Source organism: Sphingomonas sp. BK069 (assembly GCF_014193405.1).
Lineage (GTDB): Bacteria > Pseudomonadota > Alphaproteobacteria > Sphingomonadales > Sphingomonadaceae > Sphingomonas.
The window spans coordinates 1,301,868-1,316,738 of record NZ_JACHZH010000001.1 but is presented as its reverse complement, the minus strand read 5'-3'; the positions used below and the strand labels follow the sequence as shown (position 1 = coordinate 1,316,738).

Sequence of the window (14,871 nt, the reverse complement as noted above, 5' to 3'; positions counted from 1 at the left end):
CGACTCAACTTTCGCAACATTCGCGCGCCCGCCCTCGTCGAAACAAGGACTTGGAAGCATGACCGAGCAGTACGTCTATCGCTTCGGCGGCGGGGTATCGGAGGGCAAGGCGGGCGACCGGAACCTGCTTGGCGGCAAGGGCGCGAACCTTGCCGAGATGGCCTCGATCGGCCTGCCGGTGCCGCCGGGCTTCACCATCTCCACCGCGATGTGCGCGCGCTATTATGAGGAGGGCGAACGCTTCCCCGACTCACTGCGCGCCGAGGTCGCCGCCGGGATCGCGCATATTGAGGGCGTCACGGGCAAAATCTTCGGCGACGCGGCCGACCCGTTGCTCGTCTCGGTGCGCTCGGGCGCGCGCGTGTCGATGCCGGGGATGATGGACACCGTCCTCAACCTCGGGCTCAACGACGCGACGGTCGAGGGGCTGACGGCGGCGAGCGGCGACGCGCGCTTCGCCTGGGACAGCTACCGACGCTTCATCCAGATGTACGCCGACGTGGTGCTCGAGCTCGATCACGGCGCATTCGAGGAAGCGCTGGAGATCGCCAAGGAGGACCGCGGCTACACGCTCGACACCGAGCTGTCGGCGGACGGCCTGCGCGGGCTGGTCGCCGAGTATAAGCAGCTGGTCCAGCAGCTCTGGGGCAAGCCCTTCCCGCAGGACGTCCACGATCAATTGTGGGGCGCGATGGGCGCGGTGTTCGGCTCGTGGCAGTCGGACCGCGCCAAGGTGTACCGCCGGCTCAACCACATCCCGGGCGATTGGGGCACCGCGGTGAACGTCCAGGCGATGGTGTTCGGCAACATGGGCGACACCAGCGCCACCGGCGTCGCGTTCACGCGCGACCCCTCGACCGGCGAGCGCGCCTACTACGGCGAGTTCCTCATCAACGCGCAGGGCGAGGACGTCGTCGCGGGTATCCGCACGCCGCAATATCTCACCCGCGCGGCGCGCGAGCGGGCCGGCGCCAAGCCGCTGTCGATGGAGGAGGCGCTGCCCGCGGTCTATGCCGAGCTGGCGCGCGTGTTCGACACGCTCGAAACGCATTACCGCGACATGCAGGACATCGAGTTCACGGTGCAGCAGGGCGTGCTGTGGATGCTCCAGACGCGCTCGGGCAAGCGCACCGCCAAGGCCGCGCTCAAGATCGCGGTCGATATGGCGGAGGAGGGGCTGATCACGCGCGACGAGGCGATCGCGCGAGTCGACCCGAGCGCGCTCGACCAGTTGCTCCACCCGACGCTCGATCCCGCCGCGGTGCGCGACGTCCTGACCAAGGGACTGCCCGCCTCGCCCGGCGCCGCCTCGGGGGCGGCGGTGTTCGACGCCGACACCGCCGAGCGCTGGGCCGCCGACGGGCGCGCGGTGATCCTGCTGCGTACCGAGACCAGCCCCGAGGACATCCACGGCATGCACGCCGCCAAAGGCATCCTCACCGCGCGGGGCGGCATGACCAGCCACGCCGCGGTGGTGGCGCGCGGCATGGGGCGGCCGTGCGTCTCGGGCGCGGGCGCGCTCTCGATCGACGCCCGTGCCAAGGTGGCGCGCGTCGGCGGGCGCGAGCTGCGCGAGGGTGACGTGCTGACGATCGACGGCGCCACCGGCGAGGTGATGGCGGGCGCGGTGGCGACGATCCAGCCCGAGCTGGCGGGCGACTTCGGCACGCTGATGGAATGGGCGGACGCGGTGCGCCGCCTCAAGGTGCGCGCCAACGCCGAGACGCCGGCGGACTGCCGCACCGCGCGCGACTTCGGCGCCGAGGGCGTGGGCCTGTGCCGCACCGAGCATATGTTCTTCGAGAGCGACCGCATCACCGCGGTGCGCCAGATGATCCTGGCGAGCGACGAGCGCGGCCGCCGCGCCGCGCTGGACAAACTGCTGCCCGCGCAGCGCGCCGACTTCACCGCGATCTTTGAGGTTATGGCGGGGCTGCCGGTGACGGTGCGGTTGCTCGACCCGCCGCTCCACGAGTTCCTGCCGCATGAGGAGAAGGAGTTCGCGGAGGTCGCCGAGGCGGCCGGGGTGGCGGTGGACGTGCTCCAGCGCCGCGCCGCCGAGCTGCACGAGTTCAACCCGATGCTGGGGCATCGCGGCTGCCGGCTCGGGGTGACCTATCCCGAGATCTACGAGACCCAGGCGCGCGCGATCTTCGAGGCCGCGCTCGACGTCGCCGCTACGAGCGGGGAGGCGCCGATCCCCGAAGTGATGATCCCGCTGGTCGCGACCAAGCGCGAGCTCGACCTCATGAAGGCGGTGGTCGACCGCGCCGCCGAGGCGGTGTTCGCGGAGCGCGGGCGGCGGGTGGAGTATCTCGTCGGCACGATGATCGAGCTGCCGCGCGCCGCGCTAAAGGCCGGCGAGATTGCCGAGAGCGGCGAGTTCTTCTCGTTCGGCACCAACGACCTGACCCAGACGACGCTGGGCGTGAGCCGCGACGACGCGGCGCGCTTCCTCGGCGCGTACGTGGAGCAGGGCATCTACGCGCGCGACCCGTTCGTCAGCCTCGACGTCGAGGGCGTCGGCGAGCTGGTGGCGCTGGCGGCGGAGCGCGGGCGCGCGACGCGACCGGGGATCAAGCTCGGCATCTGCGGCGAACATGGCGGCGACCCGGCCTCGATCGCCTTCTGCGAGCAGGTCGGGTTGGATTACGTCTCGGCGTCGCCCTATCGCGTACCGATCGCGCGGTTAGCGGCCGCGCAGGCGGCGCTCGCGGCGCGGTAGCGCCCCCTGCGACCAGGCGAGAGGCTACGGCGGAGAGGAGGCCGTCCCAATGCGCCTGACAACCCCTCACGTGATCCCGGCTTAAGCCGGGATCCATCGTGCTGCATGAGCCGTACGTCGTCGCTTCCGCGGAAGCATGGATCCTGGCTCAAGGCCGGGGTGACGGTAGAGCTTCCTGTCGCTTAGATGATCCGGCGATCGGTCGGATGCGCCGGCGCCGCGGACGAGCGCGGCACCACGCCCTCGTCGCGAAAGTCGCGCTCGTCGCGCACAACGCGCTCCTCCACGACGGGCGGCGCCGCGCGCAGCCGCTCGTTCTCGCGCTCGAGTTCGGCGATGCGCGCGTTCTCCCGCTCGAGCTCGCCGATCCGCGCGTTGTCGCGCTCCAGCTCCGCGAGGCGGCCGTGATCGCGCTCCAGCTCGGCCACGCGCCTGGTGGTGGCCGCGTGCGCGTCACGCTCGGCGGTGTAGCGCGTCTTCCACTTGCGCCCGCCCGGGTGGCTCGCCAGCCCGAACAGCCAGCCCGCGATCAGTGCCACCGCGAGCGCGATATATTGCGTCGACGTCGTGAACAGCATGGCATCCTCCCTGCCGTCGGAGACACCCGCGGTGCCTCCATAACGTCATAGCAACGACCGGCGCCGACACGGTGTTCCGGCGCACTCGATGGCACCGGAACACCGCGTCTGGTCACTTGGCGTTGATGAAGGAGTCGTTGAGCGAGCAGGCCGCCGGACCGAGGATGACGACGAACAGCACCGGCAGAATGAACAGGATCAGCGGCACCGTCATGATCGCGGGCAACCGCGCGGCTTTCTCCTCGGCGCGCATCATGCGCTCGTTGCGGAACTCGGCCGACAGCACGCGCAGCGCGCTGGCCAGCGGCGTGCCGTATTTCTCGGTCTGGATCATCGTCGTGACCACGCCGCGCACCGCGTCGAGATCGACCCGCATGGCGAGGTTCTCGAAGGCGTGGCGGCGATCGGTGAGGAAGCCCAGTTCGATCGCGGTGAGCGCGAATTCCTCGCCGAGCTCGGGATAGGCCTTGCCGAGCTCGCGCGAGACGCGGTGGAAGGCGGCGTCGACCGTGAGGCCCGCCTCGGCGCAGATCACCAGCAGGTCGAGCGCGTCGGGTAGGCCCTTGCGGATCGCGTCGCTGCGCTTGTTGATCTTGTTCTTCAGGAACAGGTCTGGCGCCTTGTAGGCGAGCACCAAAGTCGAGGCGACCAGGCCGTAGCGCTTGAGCGGGCTCCAGTCGGGAAAGGCGTCGAGCAGGTAGACGTAGACGATCATCAGCCCGCCAAGGACGATCGGCAGCACCAGCCGGCCGAAGATGACCGCGACCGCCCATTCTTTCTTGCGGATGCCCGCCTGCATCAGCTTGTGCTGCGCGATCTTGAGCTGCTCGTCCTGCAACACGCGCAGCGACGACAGGAAGTTGCGCATCCGGTCGGCGGCCTCGTTCTTCTGGACGAGCTTGGCGCGGCGCTTGCTCGTCGAGGCCGTGATGCCCGCCTTGAGCTGCTCGCGCCGGTCGTTGAGCGCGCGCACGCGCTTGCTCATCGGATCGCGGACGCCGAGCGCGGCGTAGATCGCGACGAATACCGCCGCGGCGGCGATGCCGGAGAGCAAGGTCGCGGCCCAGACCACGTCGATGCCGAAGAAGGTGGGGTGCGCAGGTTCCATATCAGATCTCGAAGCTCACCATCTTGGCCATGATGAAGGCGCCGATCCCCATCCAGATCAGCCCGCCACCGCCCGCCACCATCAGCCGGGGATCGACGAAGAAGTTCAGCATGTAGGGCGCATTGATCATGTAGATCACGCCGAAGACGAGGAAGGGCAGCGAGCCAACGATATAGGCCGAGGCCTTGGACTCGGACGACATCGCCTTGATCTTCAGCTTCATCTGCCCGCGCTGGCGGAGCACCGTGGCGAGGTTCTGCAGCGTCTCGGCGAGGTTGCCGCCGGTCTCGCGCTGGATCGCGATGGTGATGACGAAGAACTGGAACTCGGGCGTCCCGAGCCTGTCCGCGGTCTCCTGCAAGGCAACGTCCATCGAGCGGCCGATCTTCATCTTGTCGGAGACCGAGCGGAATTCGTCGCCGACCGGCCCCGGTATCTCGGCGCCGACCACCTGCATCGTCTCCGAGATCGGCAGGCCTGAGCGCAGACCGCGCACCAGCAGCTCGATCGCATCGGGGAATTTGGCGGTGAAGGCGGCGATGCGGCGCTTGATCAGCATGCCGACGGCGAGATGCGGCACCAGACCGCCCAGCGCGACACCGAGGAACAATGCCAGCAGCAGCGGCATGCCCTTGAGGAGCAGCAGCAGCGCCACCACCACGGCGACGCCGACCGTGGCCCCGCCATATTGGCCGACCGTCCAGCTCTTCCCCGTCATCGACAGCCGCTTCTGCAGCTGCGCCACGTTGGGCAGCAGCCGCATCGCGGCGAGATCGGCGCGGGTCGCGCTCTTGCCGGTGATCCGGCGCATCTGCGCCTCGATGGCATTGGTCGGCGAGGCGGTGTGGCGCTCGCGCAGCGCGGCGAGCCGGCGCGTCGTCGCCTTGTTCGTCGACGGCCCGGCGAGCGCGGCGACGAGCAGCAGCAGCGTCAGCGCGGCGCCCGCGAACAGCAGGATCAGCGGCAGGATCGGCATGGCGGCTCCGGTGCGATCGGGCAGGCGGTCACTTCGCCTTCGCCGCCTTCTTGGGGATCAGCCCCTTGAGGTCGGCGAACTTGGACAGCAGCGAGCCGCCGCGCGGCGCCCCCGACGGCATCTCGCCGTCGTCGGCGCTGCGCAGCAGCTGGTCGGCCAGCTCGGCGAGCGGCGCGACCGTCTTGCTCGACTTACCCGCCTCGGCGAGCGGCTTGCCCAGCTTGGCCGCCTGCGCTGCCAGCTTCTGGTCGAAAGGAACGATGAGGTCGATCTTGCGCTCGATCGAGCCTTCGAAATCCTTGCGAGAGATCTCGGGCTGCGCGCCGGCGTGGACGCGATTGGCGAGCACCGTCACCTGCACTTGCGGCGCGTTGCTGCGCAGGTACGACAGCAGCCGGATCGAGTCGCGTGCCGAGGCGAGGGTCAGCTCGGTGACCAGCACCGCGGCGTTGACGTCGGCGAGCAGGTGCGGGTGCTGCACCAGCATCGATCGCGGCAGGTCGATCACGGTCGCCTCGAAGGCGGCGCGCATCTCCTCCTGCAGCTGGTAGAATGCGGCGCCGTCGGTGATCACCGGCGCGCTGATCGGCGCCTCGGCCGAGAGCACCGACAGCTTGTCCGACGCGCGGACCATCGCGCGCTCGATGAACAGGCCGTCGATGCGGCTGGGGTTGTCGATCGCGTCGGTGAGGCCGCGGCCGGGCTCCAGATCGAGTGCGAGCGCGCCGGTGCCGAAATGCACGTCGAGATCGAGCAGGGCGGTCGCGCGCTTGCCGCGCTCGCTCATCAGCCACGCCAGCGAGGTGGCGATGGTGGAGGCACCCGCGCCGCCGCGACTGCCGATCACCGCCACCGAGCAGTGCGGTCGATCGAGCGATACCTCGACTGGCTTGGGCGCGTTGAGCATCGCCTGCGCCTGGCCGAGCGCGTCACGCACCGCGTCGGGGTGCAGTGGCTTGAGCAGATAGTCCTGGATGCCGCTGGCGAGCAGGTCGCGGTACAGCCGGACGTCGTTGACCTGACCGGCCGCGATCACGATCGTGCCGGGCTCGCACACCTCCGCGAGACCGTTGATGTCGCCTAGCGGATCGCTCGACTCGGCGAGGTCGACGAACAGCACGTGTGGGCTCGACGTCACCGAGAGCGTCTGCACCGCATTGCGCAGCCCGCCCTTGTAGACGTTCTCGGTTGGCCAACCCAGTTCGGCCGCGATCGGGCGCAGTGCCTCGACCGAGCCGTCGTCGCAGGCGAAGGCCAGGAAGGGAGCGCGACTGCCGGCGACGCCGGGCTTCCAGGGTGCGTTCATCTCACTTGCCTCCCGTCGACTCGGATTTCACCGCGGCGCCACCGCCGCCCGTGAGCACGGCGCGGCGGCTCGCGGCGATGGCCTTGCCGCCGGTCACGTTGTCATAGCCGCTGCTGTCGGCGACGCCGCGCACCAGATCGCTCGGGTTGGCCACCATCGCGGCGAGGTTGCCGTTGACGGCGCAGCCGTAATTGCCGCTGGTATGCGAGTCGAAGTTGAGGATGCCGCGGTTGCTCTGCGGGGTGCAGCTCGTCACCGCCGCGGTGGTGCGGCTCACCGTCACCCGGGCGGTTCCCGGCGCGATCGCGGCGCCGGCGATCGGCGCCGCCTCGGCGAGGCGCAGGCCGTAGCGACCGGCGATGGCGGCGACATCGGCGCGCGCGCCGCCGTTCTCGGCGCCGTCCTGGTCGAGCGCGACGGTGTCGCCATAGCCCAAGCGCAGCGCATCGAGCCAGCCGCGCAGCCGCTCCGGCTCACCCGGGGCGAGGCCGTCGGAGGTCGTCTGCACGTCGAGCGCATAGTCGCTGCGCGACACCACCGGCTGGTGGATCGACTCGACGCCGCGATAGCTGTTGCAGCCGGCGAGCGGCACCGCGAGCGCGAGTGCGGCGAGGAGGAGCGGGCGGTGAAGCATCGTCTGGGACCTCAGTTGATCGAGAAGCCGGGCGCGGGCGTCGCGGCCTTGCGGTTCGACGGCTTGACCGCTTTGCGGTCGGCGGGGGCCTCGGTCGGCGTAGCGGGGGCGGGGGCCGGGCTCGGGAGGACCGGGGCGGGCGCCACCGCGCCGACCGTCGGCGCCGCCGCGGGGGTCGGCGCCTGCATCACCGGCTTCGGTCGATCGGCGGCGCGGTTGCCGCCCTCCAGCGAACCGACGAACACGCGCTCCAGATCGCTGGGCGCACGATAGCTGTCGGTCGGCAGCTTGATGTCGTTGCCGTTGACCGGCTTCACCAGATACGGCGTGATCACGATCACCAGCTCGGTCTCGTTGCGCTGAAAGCCGTTCGACTTGAACAGCGCGCCGATCACCGGCAGGTCGGCGATGCCCGGCGTCTTGTCGTACGTGTTGTTGTGCGTGTTCTGCATCAGGCCCGCGATCATGAAGCTCTGGCCCGAGCCGAGCTCCACCGTCGTCTCGGCGCGGCGCGTGGTGAGCGCGGGAACACGACCGCTGCCGACCGTCACGGCATTGGCATAGTCGAGCTGCGACACCTCGGGGCGGACGCGCAGCGAGATGCGCCCGTCGGACATCACCGTCGGCGTGTAGGCGAGACTGACGCCGAACTGCTTGTACTCGATCGTGGTGGTGCCGAGCGCCTGGCTCACCGGGATCGGGATCTCGCCGCCGGCCAGGAAGGTGCCGGTCTCGCCCGAGAGCGCGGTGAGGTTCGGATTGGCGAGCGTCGTCACCTGGCCCATCGTCTCGCCGAGGTCGATCGCGGACAGCACGTCCATGCCGAGCAGACGTCCGGCGAGCCCCAGGGTCGTGCGCGTGCCGCTATTGTCCTTGGTGGTGCTGAACTGCGTGCCGCCGGTGACGAACTGGCGCTTGACCGGGTCGAACGGCAGCGAGATCGAGCCCGCGGGAAGGCCGTAGAGCGACGAGGCGTCCAGGGTCGGCAGGTTGGACGTGTCCAGGTCGGAGATGCTGCCCGGGTTGCGCCCCGACTGACCGACGAAGGTGAAGCCGCCGCTCTTGTCGCGGGTGATGAAGTTGTTGCCGAAGTTCTTCAGGAACGAGCGGCTCACCTCGGCGAACTTGACCTGCAGATTGACCTGCAGCGGCGTCGCGGTACGCAGCCGGTTCACCACGCCGATCTTCAGCACCGCGTTGTCAGCGCTGGTGTCGACGCCCGGGTTGAGCAGCCCCGCGACCAACCGCTGCGCCTGCTCGGCGTCGGCGGGCGAGTCGACGGTGCCGTTGAGCACGGCGATCTGGCCGACCTGGGTGATGTGGATGTCCGCCCCCGGCATCGCCGCCTTCATCACGCGGTCGATCGAGGTTGAGTTCTGCGCGACATGGACGCTCGCCGAGAACACCACGGCGCCGCTGCGATCGGTCGCGAACACCGTCGACTCGCCGAACGCCTTGCCGAACAGGTGGATCTGTCGCGGATTGGCGACATAGACGTCGGCCGTCTCGGGGTTGGAGGTCCACACCTCGCTCACGGTCGAGGGCAGCGTGATCAACTCGCCCTCGCCGATCGAGAACCACTTCTCGACCGTCGGCTTGGTGACGCCGACGGGGGGCAGGCCGGTGCGCGCCGGCCGGCCGGTCGCTGCCGCACTCGCGGATATGGTGCGGCGGGTCGCGGGGGCGGCGCCCGCCGGGGGCAGCGCCACGCCGGCCAGCGCGGCCAGCGCGACACTGCGCGCGAGGAGGGAGTGGAGGCGCATCTCAGTTCTTCCCTGCGACGGAGACTTCGGTGACATTGTTGCCGCGCGCGATCCGCACCATCGGCGTGGCGGGCGACGGCGCGGCGCCGGCGGCGATCGGGGCGCCGGGGACGACCGGCCCAGCCGGCGCGGCCGTTTTGGCGGGCACGGTGCGGCGCTGGAAGCGCGACACGTCGGCGCCGACCGCATAGGTGCTGTCGCCCGCCTGCGGCGTGTTGGCGAGGCGGCTCAGCATTGCCTCCTCGGCCTTGGGATCCTTGGCGTCGCCGGGGCTGATCGCGCCCGAGGCGATCGCCTGGTCGAGCTCGGAGGCATTGTCCGCGATCGAGCGCAGCGACAGCGACAGGGTGCCGATCGTCTGCGCCACCGCTATCTGCTCGGCGATCTTCGGGGTCGCCTCGACGGTGACGTTCGAGAAAGTCTGCACGACCGTGTTGCCGTTCGCGTCCTTCTGGTCGCCGGTGCGCTGGTCGGTGGCGAGCACGCGCAGGTTGCGGATCACCGTCTCGCTCGCCTTCAGCGGGGGACCGTCACCGCCGCCGTCGACCGACTGGGTGAGGATCAGGTCGATATGATCGCCCGGGAAGACGAAGCCCGCAACCGAGGTCTGCGCCGACACGGGCACGGTGACCGCGCGCATGCCCGCGCCGAGTGCCGCGGCCAGGAAGCCGCGATCGCCGGGCTTGACCAGCTGGCCCTGCGTCACCGGCTGACCGGCGGTGACCGGCAGCCGCACGACGGTGCCGAGCAGCTTCGCCAGATCGGTCTGGTCCTTCTGGAAATAGGCGTTCTCGACCAGCTCCTTGGGCCAGGGCTGGAACTTCAGCGCGGTGGCATCGAGGATGGTGCCTACGGGCAGGGCGCGGGTGGCGACGAGCACCTCGGGGCCGTCGACTGCGGGCGCGGCCGGCGCGGCGACCGCGGCCGCCTCGGGCGCCGCGGCGCCGGCGATCATGGTCCGCGCGACGACCGCGGTCACCACCGCGACCACCAGCGCGCCGACCAGCATGATGAGCTTGCGACTGTCCATCGGGGAGAACATCCTCTGAGTGCGCCAGCCGGCGCCAACTTGACGTAAATTATGGGCGAAATTGGTTAAGAAGCGGTTCGGCTAAAGTGATCAGCCCGGCCACCGCGATCGCGACGCCGTACGGCACCTCGACCGCGGCCTCGCTCGGCTTCCAGCGGCGCTCGATCACGAAGACGAGCGTGAGCACGCCCCCCAGCACCGACATGGCCAGCAGCGTGTCGAGCAGCCGCATCGGTGGCAGCCACAACGCCAGCGCGCCGATCAGCTTGACGTCGCCGCCGCCCATCTGCCCGATCGCGAAGGCGCCGATGAACAGCGCGAACACCACGAGCGCGACACCGAGTTGCAGCGCCATCTCGGGCCAGGGAGAGAGTCCGATCACGCACCACCACACCGGCGCGAGCAGTGCGATCGCCAGGTTCTTCCAATTGGCGATCTCGCGCACGCGCGCGTCCTCCACGCCGGCGGAGAGCAGCAGCGCCCCCATGATCGCGGGGAGCAGCCAGGCGAGGAGAGATTGACCCATATCGGCGGTGCTAGACGACAGGGTTTGAGAAACCGTAACCATGATCGGGATGATGCTGCAGCCGATGAACCGCCGCCTGATCCCCGCCGAGGCGCGAGTCGCCATCGCGCGCGCCGCGGACGGCTGGTCGCTCCGCCGCTTCGAGTGGCCGGGGGATGGTCGGGGCACGATCCTGTTCCAGGCCGGGCGCGCCGACATGTTCGAGAAATATCTCGAGTCGTTCGCGCACTGGCACGCGCAGGGGTGGAGCGTCGCGGCGTTCGACTGGCGCGGGCAGGGCGGTTCCGGGCGGCTGTGCGCCGACGCGCAGGTCGGCCATTGCGACGATTTCGCGCCCTGGCTGACGGACCTTGCCGAACAGTGGCGCGACTGGGTCGCGGCGCTGCCCGGCCCGCGCGTGATCGTCGGCCACTCGATGGGCGGCTATCTCGCGCTGCGCGCGCTGCTCGACGGCGCGATCTGTCCGCGTGCGGCGGTGCTGGTGGCACCGATGCTCGGGCTCGCCTCGCCGGTGGGCGCCTGGCTCGGCGGGCGGGTCGCGCACCTGATGCGGCGGCACGGCGATCCCGCGCGCGCGGCGTGGAAGAGCGAGCGTCCCGGTTTTGCGCAGCGCCAGCGGCTGCTGACCGGCGACGCGGCGCGCTACGCCGACGAGGCCTGGTGGTATGAGCACGACCCGACGCTGCGGCTCGGCCCGCCGAGCTGGGCGTGGCTCGACGAGGCCTTCGCCGCGACCGCCTGCCTGCGGCGCGATCCCGCGCTGGCGAAGCTCGACGTGCCCGTGTTGCTGCTGGTGGCGGACGGCGACCGGCTGGTTGATGCACGCGCGTCGCGTCGCGTGGCGGCACGGCTGAAGCGCGCCACGCTGGTACGCTTCGGCGACGGCGCGGCACACGAGCTGCTGCGCGAGCGCGACGCCGTGCGCGACCGGGCGCTCGCCGCGATCGACTCCTTCCTCGCCGAGCATGCGGCGTGAGCGCGGACGCTCTCACCGCCGACATCGCGATCGTCGGCGCAGGCATCGCGGGCGCGAGCCTCGCCGCGGCGATCGGCGACCGGGCGCGTGTCCTGCTGCTCGAGGGCGAGGACCAGCCGGGCTATCACGCCACGGGGCGCTCCGCCGCTTTCTGGTCGGAGACCTACGGTGGCCCCGCGATCCAGCCGCTCACCACCGCGTCGGAGGAGGCGCTGCGCGCGGGCGGCTACCTCGACCCGCTCGGTGCGGTCCATGTCGGGCGTGCCGAGGATGCGGCTGCGATCGACGCGCTGCTCGCCGAGTTCGCGGGCAGCAGCGTGGAGTTGACCGCGGTCGACCCGCGCCCGCTCGTGCCGGGACTGCGCGAGGACTGGTCGCTCGGCGTGCGCGAGCCGAGCTGCGCCTATATCGACGCGGCGCGGCTTCACGGCGATTACCTCGGTGCGGCACGTCGTGCGGGGGCGAAGCTGCTGACTGCGGCGCGGCTCGCTACGGGGGAGCGGGTCGGCGCCGGCTGGCGGCTGACACTGGCCGACGGGCGCGAAATGCGGGCGGCTGTCTTGGTCAATGCTGCCGGCGCCTGGGCGGATCCGGTCGCGCGTCTCGCCGGCGCGCGCCCGCTCGACATCCGCCCGTATCGTCGCACCGTCGCGCAGCTCGCCACCGACCCGCCGGTGCCCGCGGCGACGCCGTTCGTGATCCACGCCGGCGGCGGCTTCTACTTCAAGCCGGAAGCCGGCGGGCGGCTGTGGCTTAGCCCGCACGATGAGCATCCGGTGGTGCCGCACGACGTCGCCGCGGAGGAACTCGACGTGGCGGTGGCGATCGACCGCTTCGAGGCGGCGGTCGATTGGCGCGTGCGCCGCGTCGAGCGTAGCTGGGCGGGGCTTCGCTCCTTCGCGCCGGACCGGCTGCCGGTTTATGGCTTCGCCGAGCCCGGCTTCTTCTGGTTCGCGGGGCAGGGCGGCTTCGGCATCCAGACCGCGCCCGCGGCGGCGGCGGTCGGCGCAGCGCTGCTGCTCGGTGACACGCCGCCGTCGGCGATCGACGCGGCGCGCTACGCGCCGGAGCGGTTCGCGCGATGAGCGGGGCGATCACGATCAGCTGCGCCTGCGCCGGGCGCGATCAGGCGCGGACCATCGCCAACGTGCTGGTCGACCGCCGCCTCGCCGCCTGCGTCCAGCTCTGCGGGGTGGAGAGCGTTTATCGCTGGGAGGGCGAGACCCAGCGCGACGACGAGGTGCTGCTCACCGCCAAGACGCTGTCGCGCCGCTTCGACGCGGTCGCGGCATGCATCCGCGAGCTGCACAGCTACGCCGTGCCCGAGATCCTGGCGCAGCCGATCGTCGCGGCGGGGCTGGATTACCTGGCCTGGCTGGAGGAGGAGGTGGGATAGCCTGTCCGTTTCGAAGACGCTCCTTCCCTCTATTGCTTAGCGTCATCCTGAACTCGTTTCAGGATCCACCGGGCTGCAAAGCCGAAGCGTGCAGTATTCGCGAATCCGTGGATCCTGAAACGAGTTCAGGATGACGCCGGCAGGAGGAGCAGGGCGGCCGCCGGCTCCAACCTCACCCAGCCGGGCAGGTGTCGCCCGCCCCCGCGTCGAGATCGAGGCAGCGGCCGTCGAGGCCGCTCACCTTCAGCCCGATCGTCGCCGCCAGCGTCGGCGCGATGTCGACCGTCTCCACCGACAAAGGCTGCTCGAATCCGGCCATCCCCTTGCGCCAGAACAGGATCGGCACGCGGCGGTCATAGTCCCATGGGCTGCCATGGGTCTCGACATAGCCCGGTCCCGGCGCCTTGATCGTGGTGACGCGCGGGCGCAGCAGCACGGTCAGGTCACCCGAGCGCTCCGGATCGAACGAGGCGCGCGCGCGCTCGATCAGCGTCCAGGTCTCGGGCGGGGTGGTGGTCATCCGGGTGGCGGCGAGCTCGTCGCGGGTGAAGGCGGCGGCGACCTGCGGCTGCGCGAGGAAGCGCTTCTTCGCTTCCGCCAGCACCTGGGCGCGCTTCGTCGCGGGCACCGAATCGGCGAGATAGACGTCTCCTTCCGGCCCGAGCAGCACCGGGCCGGCGATGCCGAGGTCGCGCCCGATCGCGGCGCCGATCGTTGTCGCCGAGGTGTCGGGCGCGACATGCTGCTCCATCGGCATCGCGCGCTGCTGCTGGCGCTCGGTCATGTCGTGGGCGCCGTGATCGGCGGTGAGCACCACCTCATAGTCGATGCCGGTGCGATCGAGCTCGGCGAGGAAGCCGCCGATCGATTCGTCGAGCTGCGCCATCTGGATGCACATTTCCGACCCCTGCGTACCGAGCGAGTGGCCGACATAGTCGGTCGCCGAGGCACCGACCGCGATCAGGTCGGTGGCGGGGCCGCGGCCGAGCTTCATGTCCTCGATCATCGCCGCCGCGAGCGCGAACACCGCGCCGTCGAGCGCGGGCGAGGCGCGGAACGCCTTGGCGTCGCCCGCGGCGCGCTCGAACCGCCCGGTGCCGAGCGTCTGGCCGCCGACCGCGATCGGTCGCGACAGCGTCTTGCAGTAACCGGGCAGCGGCAGCGCCTCCTGCGGCTTGGCGAGCAGCGCCACGACGGCGGCGTTGGCGCGGGCCACCACCGCTGGTTCCTGCCGACCCGCCAGGGAGATGAACTTTTGCCCGCCCCAGAACCAGATCTGGTCGGTGCTGTGGCCTCCCATCATGATCGCGGCGCGGTCCTTGCCCGCCACCGCGACGACGCGCGACTGCGGGTTGGCGCGCTTCATCATGTCGCCGAGCGTCGGCACCTTCAGGTGGAGATCGGAGGGAGTGTAATGCTCGTGGTCGCCGCCGGCGCGCTCATCCTCGGCGCAATAGACCGTCTTGTCGGCGCGGCCGACCTTCTGGTCGAGCCAGTTGTTGGCGATGATCCCGGTATGAGCGGGCCGCATGCCGGTCAGGATGGTCGAGTGACCCGGGCAGGTCTCGGTCGCGGCATGGCTCTGATAACCCGAGGGGAACACCACGCCGGTCAGCAGCCGCGCCATGCCGTCGGTGAAATGGTTGCGATATTGCGCGAACAGGTCGGCGGAGAACTGGTCGACCGAGATCGCCACGATCAGCTTGGGCGGCGTGCGCGGCGCCGCGGCAGACGCCGGCGCGGCGGGGGTGGCAGTCTGCGCGGTCGCGGGAACCGCGGTGGCGGTGGCGAGCAGGGCGAGGAGGAGCGATTTCATGGCCAACCTTGATGCATGCGGGAGCGACCGCGGCTAT

At 70.5% G+C, this 14,871-nt stretch carries 13 protein-coding genes; 4 read left to right on the top strand and 9 right to left on the bottom strand.

Features of this window, described 5'->3' with window-relative positions; translation table 11 throughout:
* Positions 1 to 58: 58 nt before the first annotated feature.
* Positions 59 to 2,725 (top strand): pyruvate, phosphate dikinase, encoded by a 2,667-nt coding sequence (ppdK, locus tag FHY02_RS06455; RefSeq protein ID WP_183920993.1) that lies wholly within the window; start codon positions 59 to 61, stop codon positions 2,723 to 2,725.
* Positions 2,726 to 2,907: 182 nt separating this feature from the next.
* Here the strand turns inward: ppdK and FHY02_RS06450 are convergent, their stop codons facing one another.
* The 8 genes from FHY02_RS06450 to FHY02_RS06415 form a co-directional block, all read right to left on the bottom strand.
* Positions 2,908 to 3,303 (bottom strand): hypothetical protein, encoded by a 396-nt coding sequence (locus FHY02_RS06450; RefSeq protein WP_183920992.1) that lies wholly within the window; start codon positions 3,301 to 3,303, stop codon positions 2,908 to 2,910.
* Positions 3,304 to 3,415: 112 nt separating this feature from the next.
* On the bottom strand, positions 3,416 to 4,411 hold the full coding sequence (locus FHY02_RS06445; RefSeq protein ID WP_183920991.1) for a type II secretion system F family protein: 996 nt from the start codon (positions 4,409 to 4,411) through the stop codon (positions 3,416 to 3,418).
* Position 4,412: 1 nt separating this feature from the next.
* Positions 4,413 to 5,387, bottom strand: coding sequence for a type II secretion system F family protein (locus FHY02_RS06440; RefSeq protein WP_183920990.1), 975 nt, complete (start codon positions 5,385 to 5,387; stop codon positions 4,413 to 4,415).
* 28 nt (positions 5,388 to 5,415) lie between these two features.
* Positions 5,416 to 6,693 carry a pilus assembly protein CpaE gene (locus FHY02_RS06435; protein WP_183920989.1) on the bottom strand — a complete coding sequence of 426 codons (1,278 nt, stop codon included), beginning with the start codon at positions 6,691 to 6,693 and terminating at the stop codon, positions 5,416 to 5,418.
* A gap of 1 nt (position 6,694) precedes the next feature.
* Positions 6,695 to 7,327 (bottom strand): CpaD family pilus assembly lipoprotein, encoded by a 633-nt coding sequence (locus FHY02_RS06430; protein ID WP_183920988.1) that lies wholly within the window; start codon positions 7,325 to 7,327, stop codon positions 6,695 to 6,697.
* A gap of 11 nt (positions 7,328 to 7,338) precedes the next feature.
* Positions 7,339 to 9,090: a type II and III secretion system protein family protein gene (locus FHY02_RS06425; protein ID WP_183920987.1), complete on the bottom strand. Its 1,752-nt coding sequence runs from the start codon at positions 9,088 to 9,090 to the stop codon at positions 7,339 to 7,341.
* A gap of 1 nt (position 9,091) precedes the next feature.
* Positions 9,092 to 10,120: a Flp pilus assembly protein CpaB gene (gene cpaB / locus FHY02_RS06420; RefSeq protein WP_183920986.1), complete on the bottom strand. Its 1,029-nt coding sequence runs from the start codon at positions 10,118 to 10,120 to the stop codon at positions 9,092 to 9,094.
* Between the two features lie 49 nt (positions 10,121 to 10,169).
* The gene (locus tag FHY02_RS06415; protein WP_183920985.1) at positions 10,170 to 10,646 is read right to left on the bottom strand and encodes a prepilin peptidase; all 477 of its coding nucleotides are present in this window, start codon (positions 10,644 to 10,646) and stop codon (positions 10,170 to 10,172) included.
* Positions 10,647 to 10,686: 40 nt separating this feature from the next.
* On the opposite strand from FHY02_RS06415, the gene FHY02_RS06410 reads away from it, so the two are divergent.
* Genes FHY02_RS06410 through cutA form a run of 3 tightly spaced genes read left to right on the top strand, consistent with a single transcriptional unit; the run spans position 10,687 to position 13,018 of the window.
* Positions 10,687 to 11,622 (top strand): alpha/beta hydrolase, encoded by a 936-nt coding sequence (locus tag FHY02_RS06410; RefSeq protein ID WP_311731785.1) that lies wholly within the window; start codon positions 10,687 to 10,689, stop codon positions 11,620 to 11,622.
* The gene (locus FHY02_RS06405; protein ID WP_183920984.1) at positions 11,619 to 12,707 is read left to right on the top strand and encodes an FAD-binding oxidoreductase; all 1,089 of its coding nucleotides are present in this window, start codon (positions 11,619 to 11,621) and stop codon (positions 12,705 to 12,707) included. The genes FHY02_RS06410 and FHY02_RS06405 overlap by 4 nt, the downstream gene beginning before the upstream one ends.
* Positions 12,704 to 13,018: a divalent-cation tolerance protein CutA gene (gene cutA / locus FHY02_RS06400; RefSeq protein WP_183920983.1), complete on the top strand. Its 315-nt coding sequence runs from the start codon at positions 12,704 to 12,706 to the stop codon at positions 13,016 to 13,018. Before FHY02_RS06405 ends, cutA begins: the two co-directional genes overlap by 4 nt.
* Before the next feature lie 172 nt (positions 13,019 to 13,190).
* Here the strand turns inward: cutA and FHY02_RS06395 are convergent, their stop codons facing one another.
* Entirely contained in the window at positions 13,191 to 14,834 is a 1,644-nt protein-coding gene (locus FHY02_RS06395; RefSeq protein WP_183920982.1) for an alkaline phosphatase family protein, read from the bottom strand.
* Positions 14,835 to 14,871 lie beyond the last annotated feature (37 nt).